The sequence below is a fragment of the Nitrosomonas sp. TNE100 genome (assembly GCF_055387135.1).
In genome coordinates this window covers 56,804-74,171 of the sequence record NZ_AP040998.1, presented here as the reverse complement: position 1 = coordinate 74,171, position 17,368 = coordinate 56,804, and the positions used below count along the sequence as shown (strand labels likewise).

Genomic DNA, 17,368 nt, shown 5'->3' with positions numbered 1-17,368 from the left:
TCCAGCGAATTGCGGTACTGGAGTCATCGTGAAACAAAAAAGTTCGCGCCCATTTACGGCGTGGGCATTGGCATGGTTACTGGATTGGGCCAAAAATATCCAAGCGCAGATTTTCTTATCGCTGGATTTCTCCACTGGTAGTGGCTGGGCAGAAGCAACCCATACTTAAAATAGAATAAGGATGTGCCACTAGTAGACGGGTTATGCCAACGGCACCAAGAATTACACCGCCAACGGCCTCAACCAGTACACCACAGCAGCAGTGGCCACCCTCACGCATGACACCAAGGGCAATCTGACCGGATACGGCGTATGATGGTGCCGGTCGGTTACGACCTTGCTATAAGGCTGGAAGCGGCGGGCGTCAGTACGGCCCGCTTCTGGACGGCATTACAGTGCGAATTCAACCTTGAAAAGGCACGGAAGGCAGCTCAGGGCGCAGAACTATTAAAAATAGTGCCACTGGTTCCTAAGCACGAATTAACGCAGGGATAGAAGGTGGGCCTGAATACTCGCGATATTCAAGCCCTTAGCAAGTCCTCTGGAAATGTAGAGGTAGCGCGGAAAAATCACAAATAGTAGGCGATACAGATAGTGTAGTGATACAATGAATACTTGTATTCAACAGGAGTTATCAAGCATGGCAACGTCTATTCGACTTGCACCGGAAATTGAAAAAAGGCTGGATTCGCTTGCAGCCGAAACCGGGCGCACAAAGGCTTATTATCTGCGTCAAATTATTGAGCAAGGTATTGAGGAAATGGAGGACTACTACCTTGCGGTCAACACGCAAGAGCGAATCCGTAAGGGGCTAGAAAAAACACATTCGGCTGATGCCGTAAGAAAAAACCTTGGCCTGGATAATTGACTATGCCGATTCAGCTGTGTCACAGCTGTGTAAGTTAGATCGGCAAACAGCAAAGCGGATCATCAACTTCATGGAAGAACGGGTTTCAATGGTTGATGATCCACGTAGCGCCGGCAAGGCCCTTACTGGCCCATTCAATAGTTTTTGGCGCTACCGCGTAGGCGATTATCGGATTGTCTGTGATATTCAAGATGATGTACTGCACGTTCTTGTACTACGGGTAGGCCATCGCAAAGAGGTATACAGATGAAAACAGGTGGGCCTGAATACTTGCGATACTCAGGCCCTTGTCGCGGACTTGTGAAGGAAAACACGAAAAATCACGTGACAATCATGCCATCAACTCTAAGAGAATCTAAGCATGATTAAATATTATGGCACATTCGCGCACTCACTGGCTCGACTATTGAGATCAAAACAATTAAAAAGGTATTGTAATAATATCCTCTTATTCCACTCTGGTGTCCTAAATTTAATTATGGCTTGTTTTGTAGGCGCAGGTAAGGCATGATTATGAGTATAGATTCAATGAGTATTGTTGGCCCTACAGGTTTCAAAGAATTATTAGCGGCCAACAGCGTTCAAGATACGGTTATTCAGGCCGGTGACAAAGGCTTGATTATTGCCCTGAAAGTGGGCGGAAAGGATTTTGTTTTAGGGCGGCGGCGCGGTGGCCCGCGCTACTTCTATTCGGTTGATGGTGCGGCATCAGTGCTGATTCAGCACGGGATCACTGGCTTCTATGTAGACACAATAGGCTGGTTGCCGCGCACACTCACCAAGAATCAAAAAAGGGAGTCTTTACCGGGTGGCACCAGTAGAGACATTTAGAAAAGCAAAAGCCCCCGTTGGCACGGAGGCTTTGCAAAATGCAGGAACACATACTTGAATTGTTTAGCGGCAATCCAAGTATGACCGCCGTAGAATCGTAGAATCAACGACGTAAATTTTCTAATACCATTTTACGGCCTTGTTCCTTCTTTGACAAGCCCATTGCGTTTTTGCGCATGGCGGAAGGAGCTATATGGCGGCAGATCAACAACTTTCCCTATTCGATCGGGAAGAAGAAGCCAGGGCGTATCATAACCCTGAACAGGCAGGTTTTTTTTCTATCCTGGTTAACGCCAAGGGCGACAAGCGCCAATCATCTCACCGACTGATTGATATGCCCACGGTGTTGGGTTTAATCGACAAGAACCGTGACACCTGGATGACGCAAGCCGAGTTTATCCGGCCAAACCGACGTGTGGTTAACCTTGCTCGCGTGGGCCTTCTTTTTGCCGACTTGGACACCTACCGCGAGCCGTGGGCCTCTGGCCGAACGCCGGAGCAGTTAGTAGAGTCCGTACTGTACCACTGCGCCCAGGAAGGCATTCCCCCCCCCTCAATATTAGTTTTCTCAGGCCGTGGTATACAAGCCAAATGGCTTTTAGACAGGACGTTGCCGCGTCAGGCATTGCCCAGGTGGAACGCTTGCCAGCGTTACCTTACCGACCGATTGTCCCACCTTGGGGCCGACCACCAGGCGAAAGATGCTAGTCGCGTGCTGCGTGTTGTACAGACTGTTAACGAGAAAAGCGGGGAAATCTGCCGGGTTGTCCATGTTGAAAACGAGCTGAACAACTATCCAGTGCGTTATAACTTTGAGTACCTGGCTGAAATACTGCTGCCGGTAGCTCGCTGGACGATTGAACAGCAATGTCAAGAGCGGAAGGAACGTGCCATTCGGCGACAGCTTAAGCTGCTGCCAGGTGACAAGACGGACAACTTACGCGGATTCAGTGGACGGCAATTAGCCTGGCACCGGCTTGAGGATCTGCGCACGTTGGCCGAGCTGCGCGGAGGTGTCCAGGAAGGTGAGCGTATGCAGCACCTATTTTGGCGCTTGAATTTTTTGCTGTTATCTGGTGCGACTAACAGCCGGCTGATGTACTACGAAGCAAAAGCCCTGGCTAAAGAGCTTGATCCGAACTGGCAAGAAAACAGTAAAGAGTTGATGACGTTGTATTCCAAGGCCAAAGCCTACGAAGCGGGCAAAAAAATCAGCTTTGGCGGTCATGAGTACGCCCCGCTGTACACGCCCAGGAACGACACGCTAATCAACCTTTTTCAGATTACAGATGACGAACAGGCCAAGTTGCGCACCGTTATCAGCAAAGGTATGGCGTTGGAACGCCGTAGAGCGCGCGACAGGGCGCGCGACGAGGCCCGTAGACGGGCTGCCGGTGCCGTGGATAGGGAAACATACCTAGACGCCGCTAACGCGAAGCAGGCGCAAGCACAGGCGCTTAGGGCGCAAGGCTTGAGCGTTCGGGCCATTGCCCAGCAAATGGGCGTGTCTGTTGGCTCCGTTTCGGGCTATCTGAAAGCGGCCACAGGTGTTCAAAGTGGCTCCTCTATTACAGCTAAAAAATCAGGTGTTCAAAGTCCCTCCCCTATTACTAATGGCGAAGCCTACGCCCGGCCCGAAGGGCCTGCCTTTGAGTAGCCCTGCATTAAATCTAATGCGAGTAGCGGCAAGGGGGGTGGTAACTTGCTTACAAGTTATCCATGCCCCGCGCAGTGCCCTTTGGGCACGGAGAAAAATGGGTGTCCCAAGTTCCTGCGTATTACTAATGGCGAAGCCTAAAAGGTATCCGTATGAGTAGATCAAGAAAATCATTCTCTCCTGAACTATTAGAACAACTGAGATTAATGCCGGTGGTAGCCGCACTTGATGTCTTGGGATTGTATTGGAAGCGTGACTCTGATTTTGTGCCGGTGAAAGATAAAACCACTATCCGGCTTAATGTGTCTTTGGGCGGTAGTGTTGTTGAATTGTTGGCCACGGGCGCAAGATGGTACGACACTAGAACAGATAAAGGTGGCGGCGGTGCAATTGATTTAGCGATGTATCTATTGCGGCTGGATTTTGTCACAGCCGTGAAGCATTGTATAAAAAAATAAAGTTGGTAACTTCATTTTGAAACACGGCGTTCGAGGAAGGCGAAGACGGTTCGTTGGCGTGAAGATTAATTCGTTCAAGAAACTTTTACCTTTTCGAGGGGATGGGTATAGATAGCCATTTTGTTATCCCACAGCAATCGGAATATCCTTTATTTTCGCCGTGTAGCTAGGCGTTTTACGTTGCTGATTCATTGCCCATCCTTTCTTGCCGATACCCCCACTGCCATAGATAATTGTTCCTCGGCCGTACTTGTCATTTAGCTTGTCTATTGTTTTCATTAACTGATCGGCTTTATCTGACATGGGGGAACCGAAATCCAGTTCGGTCTGCTGAAACGCCGAACTGGACAGATCCATCAGTATTACACCTGCCTTGATAAGATCATATCCAGGCTTGTAAATCGTTTTGAGGCCGTGTAAAGCAGCTAATAACAGGCTATTCGTATCGGAGGCAGGGCGTACCAATGGCACGGTAATCGAACGGGCATATTGTAGCTCTGAGCGATGTTTGCTCGTATGGATAAATACCAGTATTGCTGAAGCAAAACTTTGTTGTTTACGCAGCTTCTCAGCCGCCTGTGAGGTGAATTCCGTAACCGCTTCGGTGAGTGATACCAGATCGCGTACAGGGTGGCCAAAAGTACGGGTGTAAGCAATTTCCTTTTTTGGTGCTGGCACTTTTTCCAGTTCGATGCAGCTTTGTCCGTGCAATTCTCGCCAGGTGCGTTCCAGGACAACACTGAAGCGTTTTTTAACGGTTCCAGGGTCAAGTTCTATGAAATCTTTTACTGTTTTAATACCTGCTTCTTTGAGCTGCGTGCTGATTCGCCGACCAATTCCCCAGACTTCACCAATATCGGTATGCTCAAAAAGATATATTCTCTGACGTTCCGTTAGTTCGATCAGATTGCAAACTTGTGCAAGGCGGGGAGGATAGCTGCCCGGTTTTCGTTCTGCATCTTTCGCGATATGGTTGGCCAGCTTCGCTAGTGTCTTGGTCTGGCCGATACCGATACAAGTCGGGATACCGATCCATTGCAGGATTTTAGCTCGTGTATTTCGGGCACGTTGAGTAATGTTGGCAATCCCTTGCAAGCCGATAAAAGATTCGTCTATTGAATAAATTTCTTGGGAATCACCTAGCTCGGCTGCCAGGCTCATCATGCGACTGCTCATATCGCCGTACAATATGAAATTGGCTGATAACGCAACCAAGCCGGCAGATTTCTCCAGGTGTTTAATCTGGTACCAGGGATGTCCCATTTTGACTCCAATTGCTTTTGCTTCTTCACTGCGGGCGATTGCGCAGCCATCGTTGTTTGACAATACAATCAACGGTTTTCCCTGCAAACGTGGCTGAAAAACCCGTTCACATGAGCAATAAAAATTATTTCCATCGACTAGGGCAAATACCTTCAATTCAATCTAAAAACTCATTTAAATTCATAATATCCCTATTAAGCCTATCTCTTAGGAGAGTTAATTAGACTTATGTAGTCATGTTATTTTTAATAGACAATTTAGAATTGCTTAATACAGGAAGTAACGACCCCCCAGACCTCCAAAGTTTGCCCATCGCGAAAAATCATATCTTTATAGTCTGGATTAGCAGCCTGCAACTTGGTTATGCCATTCATCATATACAGACGCTTGCAGGTAAACTCACTATCTATACAGGCGATCACAATTTTACCGTGCTCAGGTTCAACAGCTCTATCGACAACGACAATATCCCCGTCATCAATCCCTGCCATAGCCATTGAATGGCCTTTAATCCGCATGAGAAACGTTGCTTCTGGATGCTGGATAAGCTCATTAGACAGATCAATCCGTTTGAGCAGAAAGTCATCCGCTGGACTTGGAAAACCGGCACGGACACCAGAATATAGTGGGATTAAGACCGGTTGGCCGACATGAATGGGAATAGAACGGTTGTAGTCCAGTATTAACATGATTTTACTTTAAAGGGATTTATACAATGTGCAGTTCATTCTGAACTCGGGCTGGTGGTGGAGGCAGCCGTAGTGCCAGAACTACAGTGTAATATATAGAAATAGGTGCAATGAAGTCCATTTTGTCTACAAATAGCTGCGAGACTGTTCACGCGCAACAGGTTCACATACCCCACTATAACAATGCTTAATCAGCAGCTAAGAATTTCAGAGTATTGTACAACTCACCAAGTTATCGCAATTATTCCTATACTGTTGCAGCTATTTGTATAAATGACATTTTTATCAGCTATTTCGCAAATTTTTACTAAACAGCAATATGTTCGCCTGGCGAATATAATAAACTTGTTAGATGAAAATAAAGTTAGTCAACTTTCATGGCCAGGTCTATTCCCTATAGACGTTAGCGACCGCGCTGTTGCTGTTGTGGCGCTTGCGTTTTCTCGGGGGCTTTGGTCTTGTCTGGCAGAATCTTTGCAGGCTCTTGACCTTTGGCCATATCTTGTACAAAAGTACGAACGTGTTTCAAAAAAGTCTCACGACTTTTTGAATTGGTAATGTTCTGTTCAGCCCATTTCTCTGCTTGTGTCTGTACAGTTTCAGCTCGCCGCTGGTTATACGTCACAATGTCAGCCTTTCCCCTATCCTGGCCATATTCAACTTTAATATTGGTTCGTCCGGCCTTGATTTCACCATTGTCGAACTGGCGCTCAAGTTCCGGGCCATTTTCGAGTATTGACAGATCATGCGCCACTGCGGAATTTTTACCGACTTGCTGAACCAGGTGGGTGTCACTCATCATTAAAACTTTACCGGCGTATTGTGCGTTAGGCTTTGCCAGGTAGACAAAGCCTTTATGATCAGCACCGCTGACAAGATTGCGGGCGGTTTCCCAGTCAGGCTTGGGTAACCGTTCTCCGATATACTTGATTGCGGCTTGTGCTTCTTTTTCCATAGGGATCACCTTTTCAATAAACATCCTTAACGCGGGCAGGAACGCCGCCAGGACGGCGGTATGGGGCGTTGGGCCTATCGGCCTCTCACGTCCATATCAGTAGTGCCAAGGCTGTCAAACAGCGCGGCAAATTCGTTTACCTTGGCAAGGGCCAAATCTTCACAGGCAGCAGTTTGTAGCGCGGCATCTTCGGGGTTTGGGTTTTCTTCTACCATGTTCACCACGTCAACGAGCATTGACACGCTAATGGATTCCGGGCTTTCCAGATCGGAAAAGCGGCCATCAAGATAGTAGTCGCTGCGCTGCACCTGGCCGCGATAAAGCCGCCAATTCGTACCAGGCACCGGCACCGGCACCGGCACGGTGCGGACTTCATCACTGATAGCAACCTTATGCATGGGCACCGCTGTAAACCGGCGCATGAAATAGTCGTCTTTGTAATACCGAATCTTCGTGCCCATGATGATCGGGATACCGGCGCGGTGGACAAGTTCCATTTCTTTATCAAGCTGTAGCAGTTCCTGCGGCAGCATCAAAGCCCGAGACACCAGTGTCTCGGTTTCCGTCTTGCTGTAGCGGCCCGCGTTCAAAGCGCCTACGTTCGCATGTTGGGTAGACTGCGCCACTGCCGTAATATTACCGATCATCTTTGAGTATTCCTCGGCTTCCTTGACCTGCGACGGCGTATAGAAAATCTTTACGCCCATGTTATCCATGATCGAGTGGGCATCTTCCTTGCCATAGGTCGATTCGAGCTGGGAATTGTTCTGTATGACCAGGGCTAGGCGCATGTTATAACCTGCCATGAAGCCCACGCCCTTAGCCAGAATTTCAATCTTCCCGGCTGCGGTCAATTCGTCCAGCATAAGCAAGCACTGGTATTTCAGTGCCGGGTTATGTTCTGGCAATTCCTTCACATTCTCGTTTATCAGTTGTGAGAAAAACAGATTGACGATGAATTGTGCTTGTGTCACCTCCCCGGCAGGGATATGAACGTAGATCGTCATCTTGCGCTTGCGCACATTGCGCAAGTCAAAATCATCAGCGCTGGTTGCTTTATCCGTCACCGGGCTACTGAAAATTCCCAGGGCTGACGTGAACGTAGACAAGATGTTTTTCAGCGCATCATCCGACCCGTTTAAAAACCGATTGATAGAGTCCTGGCACTCACGAGACAGCGGCTGTGCTGTGTTCTGCCTGGCCGTGATAACTTCGCGCAAGTACAGGGCCGTATCCTTACCCTTGCCTGATGCTTGGCGTAGGATTTCCCCCATCGTGTGCGGTAGACGCGGCGTTTCCAGTACTAGCAGGGCCAGCCCTACAAAGAGGTTTCGCGCACTGTCCGACCAGAAGGGATCGCTGCGTTCTGGCGTCTTAAAAATGATCGCGGCCAAGGCTCGCAGATCATTGACCCGGAACAGCGGGTTTTCAGAGACATACGACAGTGGATTCCAGCGGTGAGTCGTTTCTGAAAACGGGCTCCAATAGAAAATCTCGTTGCCCAGGTGCTTGCGCCTGAAAGCGGACGTGAGATTGTAATTTTCCTCCTTAATATCCAGCACAACCGCGGATTCCCGGAAGGTCAACAGATTAGGAATGACAAAACCCACGCCTTTACCCGTGCGAGTTGGCGCGGCCAGCAGCGCGAATTCGTAACCAGGCAGGTGCATCAAATCTTGCGCAAAGCGGCCTAGGCAAATGCCCTTATCGGCAAACAGCCCTTCCTTTTCAATGTCTTTTCGATTGGCAAAGCGGCCCTTGCCGTATACGTCCATATCGCGCCGACGATAGGCCATCACCATGCCAAACGGAATGGCAAGACATAGGAAAAAACCCACGAAATAACTACCGATTACCTTTACCTTTTGACGGTGCGTTTCGATAGATGCAGTGGCATCGAAAATCGTGTAAATATTGGCCTTCAAAGGGTTTTCATGGAAAGAGGCATAGAGCACCATTCCAGATACCAAAAACGCGCAATAAACCAGCCCACCGAGCGACAGCAGGCCAATCACCACACCGACCCATTTTTTTGGGGTCATATCTGTAAATACAGAAGTTTTTTTAGGCATAATCTTTCCCCTGGGCAATGGCATATTTGCGCTGTGGGTTATAATCGATTTCTACAACACGTCGCTGGCCTGTGTGCCTGTCAACTTCGATTTGCACCACAATATCGACCGTTAAATGAATCAGGCGCTTAATGACGTTGTAATCTAACCCAGCGCCCACAGGATCGGATTTCACCATCATCATCATCTGCTCGTAAGCCATCGCGGGATTTTCGCCGTGGCAGCTCGTGAGTGTGCCGGGATGCCCGCTTAATGCAGCACGAAGAAAGTACAAACACTCTGAGCCGCGCATCTCGGCCAACAAGATTCTGTCGGGTTTCATCCGAAGGCAACTAAGCAGTGCATCTTTAGCCGACAAAACCGGCGTATCAGAGCCAGGACGCATTTTGGCGTTGTCATAGAGCAAATGCACCACGTTAGGTTGTGTGAGGCTTAATTCGTGAGCATCTTCGATGGTAATGATGCGTTCGCCAGGGTCGATTGCATCAACCAGGGCTTTCATCACGGTGGTTTTTCCAGAGCCAGTAGCCCCGGACAAAACAATATTCTGGCGGTACTGAACCGCCTTTGTTAGAAACTCAATGATCTTGCCCGACTTCACCAAGGACAGCAGTTCTTTTTCATGCGGCTTAATAGCGAATGTGGATTGGGTAGTGCCCTGAAACATACCCTGTTCTTCCATTTCCTTTAAGGAAATACGCGCCCTAGATGGTTGGCGAAGCGTAAACGAGACATGCCCGCGCAGTACGCCAGGCTCCATCACAAGTTGTACCCGCGAATTGTCTTTTAAAGAACCGGATAAGATCGGATAGGCGGCATTCCAACCTTGTGCCGAATTGGTGTAGGTCGCAATAGCGCCCCCGAGCGACAATAAGCTGTGCTGGTTGATCTGCGGCACTTTGTAGCTATCCCATTGGTTTGTGTACACCCAAACCCGGCCATCATCATTGACAGCGATTTCTGTTACACGGGGATCTTCGCGCCATTGCTCGTATGGGGCAAGATACGCCTGTACTGCGGCGTCATCTTGCAACGGTACATATTCTGCATTGGGAAACCGGCCCGCAGTACCAAGATTGGTTTCTAATGATTTCAAAACTGTTGAGTTCATATCTTAACCCCCGTAAACATCGTCAAACCAGAGGTCTTTGCTGACATAAATCATAAGGCGAGCGCCACGATTTACGCTGAGTGTGGGCTTGATATTGATGGTGGCATTCAACACTTTTTGAGAAACATTTTTGCCGGATCGAGCGGTTGAGTTGCCATAAATCGTTCCGCCCGAACCGCGCTGGCGTGCTATAGCAATGTCTACTGCATCATCAATTAAAGACAGCAGGAGGGCCGCGCCCAAGCGTTCAGACCAATGATTATCGACGAAGCCACTAACACCCATCGTACCCACGCCATCGGCTGCGCCGCTATCTACGTCGATCACAAAACCATCCGTGGTTTTAATGCGTTCCCATACCACAGCAATGCGAGAATCGCCGTGTTGCAATGTCTGCCCGTATTGGCCGACAACAGTAGAGCCACGTGCGATAAGTAACCGCGATCCATCATCAGAATAGATGTCGTCAGGAATCACGCACCCGCTTTGGCCTGGCACATTGCTAAAGAGCTGCGTTTGCAAAATACATGGGATATACGATCCTCGCGTGATAACGAGCGAACGATCCCCTAACTCAGCGGCACTTGCCTGTTCGGTTTTTGAGGGCATCTCTTTCCGGCTCATCATATGCGCCTGATCCTGTACTGTGGCAGGCCGGTTATTGTTCTCGCCCGAGAGCATCATGGGCGGTAATACAGGCACGTTAGCGGGAGCATGCCCAGACTGTCCCGCTGAACCACCAGCCAAAGGAATAGGCGAAACATGCGTTATCGGGCCGGGTTGATAAAAGTTATCGGGTAATTGTTTTGGGGCTGGTGTTGCAGGTTGTTCCGGCTCCGATCTGGCAAAAAAATCACTTACATCAAAGTCGCGCCCTCGGCGTTGATTCGCGCTTAGGCTGGCGGTGGCCTGTTTGGCTGATTGGTTTGCTTCACGTTCAGCCCGCCAATCAGACAATTTCGTTTTTCCGAACCAGATAACTAACAGTAAAGCCACGAGAAAAATACCGAACATCAGTGCCAGGGTAACTACCCTGGAGCGCATCACCCCGCTCTTTTTGGTTTCGCCCTTAAATTCATGCGACTCTTGCGGCGGTTCCTGGTTGAAATCTTCTTCTTTAATAGCTTCACTCATTTCGGCCCCCTTGCGTTAAGAGACGATGTTTCTACGGGGTATACAGATGATTTAAAGCCATCGTTGAAAACACCGATAATGGCTTTGTCCAGACGAAGATTCCATTGTTTAGCAATTCCGTGTACCACAATGGCACCATCTTTCGCCTTGTGAAAATTCGTCAGCCATTCATCACGACTGCCAGGCGATGACTCGTAGATGACGGGAATATCTGTATTTTCTGGAAAATAAAAATACGTAAATTTGCCATCATCAAAGACCCGCAAAGGCCGAATATCAACGCTGGTATTTACCAGCTCCATTGAATAACTCATGTTCGCCTGGCGAATATGATCTTGAGTAGAGTTTCTTTGTGGTTCTTTGGGTGTGCCGTAAGAAAACATGACTTTCGACACACGGTTAGAGTGCACTGTGCCCTTATAGGCCGGCACAATATCAAGTACATAGGAATGCTTGCTTGTTGCAACAATGATCGTGCCGGGCTTGGCCGTCTTGAGTGGCGCTATAAAAACGCGGTTGCCGACCTTTGCAATATCCCAGTCGATGATGCCACCGCCTGCAACGTCCTCAACAGTTTCCGATTTGCCGAATTCAATAACAGTAGGACTACCCACATAGCCCACAACACGAATAACCGTATTATCTGTATAGCGGACAGTGCGAACCCGAGTATTATCAGGCGCTGCGCTAAAATCTAATCCCTGAGCGGTGACAGGCAGAGCCAGGGCCAATGCAATCATGATTATTTTCATTACTAACCACCTGTAAATTCGTCATCAGTTTGATAGCCCAAGACAGTGAAACCAAACGGGTTATCAATCGCAGCTTTTTCACTAATGAACAAACGTGGTTCATATTCATAGCGAAGCGTGGCAACTTTATGGATTGCAAGTGGCTTGGATTCTGTGCGTAGGTCACGTTGCTGAACCGACAGACGTACCGTGGCAAATTTCTGCCCGCCTGTTTCCGTCAGCGAGATGCTGACGATTTTAGGGGTGAACAGGATATTCTTGCCGAATTGCTGATCAAGGGCTTGGGAGCCGCTAAAGAGTTCGTTGTATTGTTTCCACGGCGTATCACCAGCAAGATTCTTAACGGTGTCATAGTCATCTTGTATTAAGTGGTAGTTATAGCGTTCACGCGCAATAACAAACTTATTCACCCAGTGTTTATCGGCTAATTCAGATTCCGCTACGTAGTCCTGTACGGTTTGACCAATAGAAGTTGCTCCGGTCAAATTGTCTACGCGCACAACATAAGGCACTAACTGTTTAAGTGGCATGAGTACAGCCAGGGCTATTGTCAGAGCAACAACTGTGACCGCGAATATATAATTAAGCGCTGCATGGTGTTTTAGGGAATTGCGCAAAGTGGCGTTTAATTCCGCTTCCCAAGTAATGTCGCGCAAGTCGTCATTCGGGGTAATATCGCCTGGTTTTTTCGTGTTTTCCTTGTTCATGGTTTTTCCTTACAGTCCGCGTTTTGTGGAATAATTTCGATTGCGGTTTCCAGAATTACTCTAATCTGAGAGAAGGATTAAGAGTCGTTACGGGTTGAGGGGTTGATACTTTCGTTTGTTGGAGAGATGCCGTCTATCTCCTGGTTTAATCCCGCTGGCGTGGCTTTTAATGGAACAGTCTCACTCAATGTCGGATGTAAAACATTGATCGGTTGCCTGACTGATTCCTTGCCCGTTGGGTACTCAAGTTTTGGTGTAGAAGTGCAACCAGAAACAAAAAGACAAAAAAGAGCCACCTGCAAAATTTTCATAGCGAAAATTCCTTTTAAGTAATGCGAAGAATGAGGTACTACATGGATTTATTTTGTGATCGTGCCTGTTCCTTCTTTGACAGATGCACCAGATTGAAAGCCAGTGCGAGCAGCACTGATAGCAGAACGATGGCTTAAGGCAGTACGGGTACCCCTACCAATTTGTGCCATAGTATTGATACCTGCCATTGCAGATTTCATGGCAGGAGAAGAACCTACCGCTTTACCTAATTCTGTTTGGGATGCACGACCGGCCATGTAACCCGTACCAGCGCCGGCAATTTTGCTGGCATCGTGGGCTGCTTTTGCAGTCTTTGATAATGCAGCCCCGGCTGGGTTGATTGCCCAACGGGCAGCGTGAGCTAACGACACAATATTTAATGCAACACCCCCCGCCAGATCAGCGCCAATCTGTGCGCCCTTGAATGTCAGATAAACCAAGATACCTATTGCCAAAGCAGCAACTAAGGTTTGACCGGCATAATCAATATTTTCTGGCAACTGTGCGCTAAGTGCCGTCGCATATCCCTGCATAAGCCCTAGTCCCAAGCCAACTATGGCGGAAATCACCACAGCAGTAAAAATGTACTTGAGTATGCCGCTCAACCAAGTATTAAAAAATTGTGCGGTTCCTTGGAATGCCAGACTGGCGATAAACAGAGGCCCCAGTGCAAAAAAAATAGCCAAAGAGAAATCTATGACAATCATGTTTATGGCTGCGACAAAGATATACAGAACCATGAAACCAATCATGAATGTTCCGCCCGCCAAAGGAACTATGCCTGTAGTATCAGAACCGGTTATCGAAAATTCCAAATGTTCCAGCCCGTAGTCAATGATTTGCTTATAAGCGTCGGAGGATTGTTTTAGAATGTTATCTAACTGTGTGTAAACATCCGCAGTTGTTCCACTAAACAATCCAGTTAAGCCTTCGCGCAATTCTTGAGCTATAGTCATTACATTGCTGGCGTAAGCACCACCAGCTAAACACAAAGAAAATATAAGAAAAACGCGGATTGAGTTGAAAAACATATCCAATAAATGATCTTGGCCCCCTACTCCGCGAATCACCTTATAGCCTTGCCACATGATTAAGATCGTCAGGCCAAGGAGCAATAACGGAGTGACCCACGTGATTAACGTATTTGGTATGCTGCTCCATGACGCGACCATGCTGAGAACTGTGTCCGCCTGAGTTTTAATTACACCAGCCATGATTTTCTACCTTATTCCAAACTACCAAATGGTTGACCGTTAGGCTTTGCTTTGTCGGCATCGTCCTTCCGATCTTCTTTCAGATCGGGATAACTACCTTCGATCTTCCCAAAAGGGCTTCCCTTGTTCTCAAGAATCTTTTTTGTGTCTTTGCCATCGCAGGCTGAAGTCAGGCAAGCAACAAAGACAGCACCAATTACAAAATAAAGTTTTTTCATTCTATGCTCCCAAAAGGACTTCCAGTATTTTCAAGAATGGCTCGCCTACCCTCTGCTTCGTTAGCCTTCACAACCAGGGCCGATTGTGATTGACGTTGCGCAAGCGCTAAATTCACGAGTGTCTGTTCATTCTGTAACAGCGATTGCTCTGCCGCGATCCGGTTTGAAAGGTCGGTTGCCGCCTTTAAATCGGTAGCGCTGTCTATCTGCGATACCAATTGGTGCAATTGCGAAGCACGTTCTTGTGAGGATTTAAGAGCGTTGTTAATGAAAGCAGCGTTTTCTGGTTCGGCATAAGCCTGAGCCTGGCATTGCAGCTTCGCATTTGAATCTTGAAAGCGAGCGCAATCCAGTTTTTTTATAGTTTCATAGATGATCCTGGCATCGTTACTTGCACCGCCTTGTCCCAACGTCAAAAGTCGGTTGTAGCTTTGTGTGAAGTCGTCCGGCAGCACCTGGCGAGTTGCATTATTCATAAGCTGACCCATGCCCCGCGCGCCAGTAATGGAGTTGTATTGCATTCTAAGTTGAGAATATTGTTGCTCCATTGCTCTTAATTGTTCCGCCCATTTTGCTATTTCTGCCAAATGAGCAGTCCATGATTTTGATATAGCAGCCGTGTCGGTTACTGGAATTTGAGCGTGGACAGAAGCCATACTCAAAATACCGGAGACAAAAATGCCGGAAATAATAGATTTAATAGTTTTCACGATTTACCATCCAAGAAAGGTTGTGCCCACTGCGCCGGGTCATCCCCGTATTTCTGCCGTAGGCGATCGAGTCGTTCTACTTCATCAGTAGAACCAGAAAGAATCTTGATTTCGTTTTTAAAATCACCTAAATCAAGACGTGCTAACGATACACGGTGGCCCTGCTTGATCAGGAACATGCGGGATGAATCCTGCAGTTCCCGAACAAGTTTAAATTCGGTTTCAGTGAGCTTGAAACCGTTTACATAATCATCATGATCTGCCGCTGGATTCGGCAAGAAAATGAATGTGGCTGTTTGTTCAATCAGTGCCCTTGCAATGTCACTTTGCAGGGTGTCATGCGGGCTTTGCGTCATGTAAACGCCAAGGCCATTTTGCTTACGAATAGTTTTCTGCTTGTTCTTGGCAAAGTCCTTGAAATAATCGACAGATAACGCTTTCCAGTATTCGTCCATGAAGAATGCAAACAGACGGCCATCTATTTGTTCTTCCACCCGGTACATGAGATACATCATGATCGGGCCACATATTTCTTCATTGTCGAGAAAATCCGTATAGTCGAATCCATACGGGCGACCTTCCTCAAATTGTAATTCGTCGTGCTGGCAATCAAGTGCCCAGCCGAGATTACCGCGAGAGATACTCCATTTTTTCAAGCGCTGCGCCAGGCCATTAGGATCACCAACGGGCAAAAATTGCAGCACAGCATCAATGCACCGCTGCTGCACCGGCATACCAGCTACAGAACGTACCGCCGAGGCAATTAGGTTTTCTTCTTCTGGTGTATGGGGTACGTCCTGCCTGCGAGTGCAGTATTTAATAAGCGCCATCCACAACAGAATGTTTGATTCCGTTGGTTCCATTTTCAATGGAGCAAACCCCGTTGGTTTACCGTTTTCAAGCGCCAGGTACTTACCACCAACGCGACGAATAGCGATTTCAGCACCACGATCTTTATCGAAGAAAACGCATTGTGTGCCGTACTTTAAAAGATTCATCATTAAGAACAATGCCAGGACAGTTTTACCTCCCCCCGATTGTCCGATGATCTGGCAGTTGCCAAGAGCCTTGTTTCCGGTTGAATCAACGCCGAGAGGCGTGTCATGGAAATTGAAGTAGAACGGCGCACCGGCAGGAGTTCGGAATAACGTCACCGCTTCCCCCCAGGGGTTTCCATTCCGTTTGCCAGAATCAAACGTATGAAACGAACATAAGCCAGTGAAATTCCGGCTACTGATACGCGCTTCCCTTGGCCGTGATTTCCAATTGCACGGTAACTGAGCCGCATAAGCTGAAGCAGTGATCTTTTCCAGGTCAACCCCAAGAAAATTGGCGTTGTTTAGAAGTTGGGCTGCATTGCTTCTGAATTCCCGCACTTGATCGGGTGTCTCGCCCTTAACCAACAACGAATAATGATATTCGCCCAGCACAAAATTACCGCTGATTACAGAATCAATCGCCTCATCTATTTCAACGATTTGACTCAGTGCGTTATCCTCGGACGAAATCATTTGATTGCGCTGTTTTTTCAAAGCGCTTTGTGCATCAAGTGTTGTCATAGGAGAGAAGGAATGCGTCTCGATATACTCGCAATCCAGCGCAAGAAGCGTGTTCAAAACACCGGGTGTTGTGTAATCCGTGTAATCTTTCAGTTCCAGAAATGCGCCAAATTCAGATCCGAATGTATCTCTGTATTCAATAATTTCATTGCCGAATAACAGGCGTGCAACCGGAAGGTACTTATACAGCGGTAAGTTTTTAACCGGAATTTTCCACCAGAACCCATTGATCAGATATGAATAAAATTCAAGCTGATTGCTAAATGTTCGCCCCGCGAACACGTAATTGCCCAATTGTCGCGGGCGATATTTGGCCAGGGAGGACATAACCGTTTTGCTAACAATCTCGACGCGCTCAACAGCCGCCGCAATTTCGTTCTTGATTTCACCCACTGTCCGATGCAGCTTTCCAAACACGCCGCCTCGGCCTAACGGGAAAGGCCGATAAACCACAGTCAGATAAAATTCGCTCGACATCATGCCCTGATCGGCCAATTTCTCATAATATCGTGCCATTAAATCCTGAGTGAAATCGTTGTATTCCGGCACTTCCAGCTTATCGCTGGCGTAGCGCCTGATACGATGCACCCAAAAAGCATATTTGCCTGTTGCAAGCCCCCGAATAAACAGATTCAGGGCTTCCATGCGCGAATAGATTTCTTCCTCAGACAATCCTTCAAAGGACATGCCCTCGACACGCCAGGTACGCACATAATCACCGTTCTTTGTGCATACAATGCCATCATCAATAATGCTTGAAAACGGCACGATTCGCTCTAGCGAATCTTCCTCATTGGCATATCTGCGCTGCTGTGAAAATATGTCCTCTTTCTCTTTAGCTGTTGTGCTTTTACTCAT

Annotated in this window: 20 protein-coding genes; 7 read left to right on the top strand and 13 right to left on the bottom strand. The window is 47.8% G+C overall.

Annotation, left to right across the window (positions count from 1 at the left end):
* Window positions 1-83: 83 nt before the first annotated feature.
* The 7 genes from ACZ5EJ_RS12320 (at window position 84) to ACZ5EJ_RS12290 (ending at window position 3,814) form a co-directional block, all read left to right on the top strand.
* The gene (locus ACZ5EJ_RS12320; protein ID WP_464557932.1) at window positions 84-179 is read left to right on the top strand and encodes a hypothetical protein; all 96 of its coding nucleotides are present in this window, start codon (window positions 84-86) and stop codon (window positions 177-179) included.
* 133 nt (window positions 180-312) lie between these two features.
* The gene (locus ACZ5EJ_RS12315; protein WP_464557821.1) at window positions 313-495 is read left to right on the top strand and encodes a hypothetical protein; all 183 of its coding nucleotides are present in this window, start codon (window positions 313-315) and stop codon (window positions 493-495) included.
* 145 nt (window positions 496-640) lie between these two features.
* Entirely contained in the window at window positions 641-868 is a 228-nt protein-coding gene (gene relB / locus ACZ5EJ_RS12310; protein ID WP_464557820.1) for a type II toxin-antitoxin system RelB family antitoxin, read from the top strand.
* The gene (locus ACZ5EJ_RS12305) at window positions 852-1,118 is read left to right on the top strand and encodes a type II toxin-antitoxin system RelE family toxin (RefSeq protein WP_464557818.1); all 267 of its coding nucleotides are present in this window, start codon (window positions 852-854) and stop codon (window positions 1,116-1,118) included. The genes relB and ACZ5EJ_RS12305 overlap by 17 nt, the downstream gene beginning before the upstream one ends.
* 278 nt (window positions 1,119-1,396) lie before the next feature.
* Complete coding sequence (gene parC, locus ACZ5EJ_RS12300; RefSeq protein WP_464557816.1) at window positions 1,397-1,699, top strand: ParC family partition-associated protein; 303 nt, start codon at window positions 1,397-1,399, stop codon at window positions 1,697-1,699.
* 193 nt (window positions 1,700-1,892) lie between these two features.
* Entirely contained in the window at window positions 1,893-3,356 is a 1,464-nt protein-coding gene (locus ACZ5EJ_RS12295; RefSeq protein WP_464557814.1) for a replication protein, read from the top strand.
* A gap of 152 nt (window positions 3,357-3,508) precedes the next feature.
* Window positions 3,509-3,814, top strand: a complete 306-nt coding sequence (locus ACZ5EJ_RS12290; RefSeq protein ID WP_464557812.1) for a hypothetical protein — start codon at window positions 3,509-3,511, stop codon at window positions 3,812-3,814.
* A gap of 123 nt (window positions 3,815-3,937) precedes the next feature.
* On the opposite strand, the gene ACZ5EJ_RS12285 is transcribed toward ACZ5EJ_RS12290, so the two are convergent.
* The 13 genes from ACZ5EJ_RS12285 to ACZ5EJ_RS12225 form a co-directional block, all read right to left on the bottom strand.
* The gene (locus ACZ5EJ_RS12285; protein ID WP_464557810.1) at window positions 3,938-5,233 is read right to left on the bottom strand and encodes a Y-family DNA polymerase; all 1,296 of its coding nucleotides are present in this window, start codon (window positions 5,231-5,233) and stop codon (window positions 3,938-3,940) included.
* Window positions 5,234-5,334: 101 nt separating this feature from the next.
* Window positions 5,335-5,766 (bottom strand): LexA family protein, encoded by a 432-nt coding sequence (locus tag ACZ5EJ_RS12280; RefSeq protein WP_464557808.1) that lies wholly within the window; start codon window positions 5,764-5,766, stop codon window positions 5,335-5,337.
* Window positions 5,767-6,169: 403 nt separating this feature from the next.
* Window positions 6,170-6,721 carry a KfrB domain-containing protein gene (locus ACZ5EJ_RS12275; RefSeq protein WP_464557806.1) on the bottom strand — a complete coding sequence of 184 codons (552 nt, stop codon included), beginning with the start codon at window positions 6,719-6,721 and terminating at the stop codon, window positions 6,170-6,172.
* Between the two features lie 74 nt (window positions 6,722-6,795).
* Window positions 6,796-8,793: a type IV secretory system conjugative DNA transfer family protein gene (locus tag ACZ5EJ_RS12270; protein ID WP_464557804.1), complete on the bottom strand. Its 1,998-nt coding sequence runs from the start codon at window positions 8,791-8,793 to the stop codon at window positions 6,796-6,798.
* On the bottom strand, window positions 8,786-9,904 hold the full coding sequence (gene virB11 / locus ACZ5EJ_RS12265; protein ID WP_464557802.1) for a P-type DNA transfer ATPase VirB11: 1,119 nt from the start codon (window positions 9,902-9,904) through the stop codon (window positions 8,786-8,788). The genes ACZ5EJ_RS12270 and virB11 overlap by 8 nt, the downstream gene beginning before the upstream one ends.
* Before the next feature lie 3 nt (window positions 9,905-9,907).
* Complete coding sequence (gene virB10, locus ACZ5EJ_RS12260; RefSeq protein ID WP_464557800.1) at window positions 9,908-11,038, bottom strand: type IV secretion system protein VirB10; 1,131 nt, start codon at window positions 11,036-11,038, stop codon at window positions 9,908-9,910.
* On the bottom strand, window positions 11,035-11,790 hold the full coding sequence (locus ACZ5EJ_RS12255) for a TrbG/VirB9 family P-type conjugative transfer protein (RefSeq protein ID WP_464557798.1): 756 nt from the start codon (window positions 11,788-11,790) through the stop codon (window positions 11,035-11,037). The genes virB10 and ACZ5EJ_RS12255 overlap by 4 nt, the downstream gene beginning before the upstream one ends.
* Window positions 11,791-11,792: 2 nt before the next feature.
* Window positions 11,793-12,497, bottom strand: a complete 705-nt coding sequence (locus ACZ5EJ_RS12250; RefSeq protein WP_464557796.1) for a VirB8 family type IV secretion system protein — start codon at window positions 12,495-12,497, stop codon at window positions 11,793-11,795.
* A 77-nt stretch (window positions 12,498-12,574) separates the two neighbouring features.
* Window positions 12,575-12,808, bottom strand: coding sequence for a hypothetical protein (locus tag ACZ5EJ_RS12245; protein ID WP_464557794.1), 234 nt, complete (start codon window positions 12,806-12,808; stop codon window positions 12,575-12,577).
* Window positions 12,809-12,856: 48 nt separating this feature from the next.
* Window positions 12,857-14,023, bottom strand: a complete 1,167-nt coding sequence (locus tag ACZ5EJ_RS12240) for a type IV secretion system protein (RefSeq protein WP_464557792.1) — start codon at window positions 14,021-14,023, stop codon at window positions 12,857-12,859.
* Window positions 14,024-14,034: 11 nt separating this feature from the next.
* Entirely contained in the window at window positions 14,035-14,241 is a 207-nt protein-coding gene (locus tag ACZ5EJ_RS12235; protein ID WP_464557790.1) for a hypothetical protein, read from the bottom strand.
* Entirely contained in the window at window positions 14,238-14,951 is a 714-nt protein-coding gene (locus ACZ5EJ_RS12230) for a type IV secretion system protein (RefSeq protein ID WP_464557788.1), read from the bottom strand. Before ACZ5EJ_RS12230 ends, ACZ5EJ_RS12235 begins: the two co-directional genes overlap by 4 nt.
* A complete protein-coding gene (locus ACZ5EJ_RS12225) occupies window positions 14,948-17,368 on the bottom strand; it encodes a VirB4 family type IV secretion/conjugal transfer ATPase (protein ID WP_464557786.1) in 2,421 nt (806 codons plus the stop codon). The genes ACZ5EJ_RS12230 and ACZ5EJ_RS12225 overlap by 4 nt, the downstream gene beginning before the upstream one ends.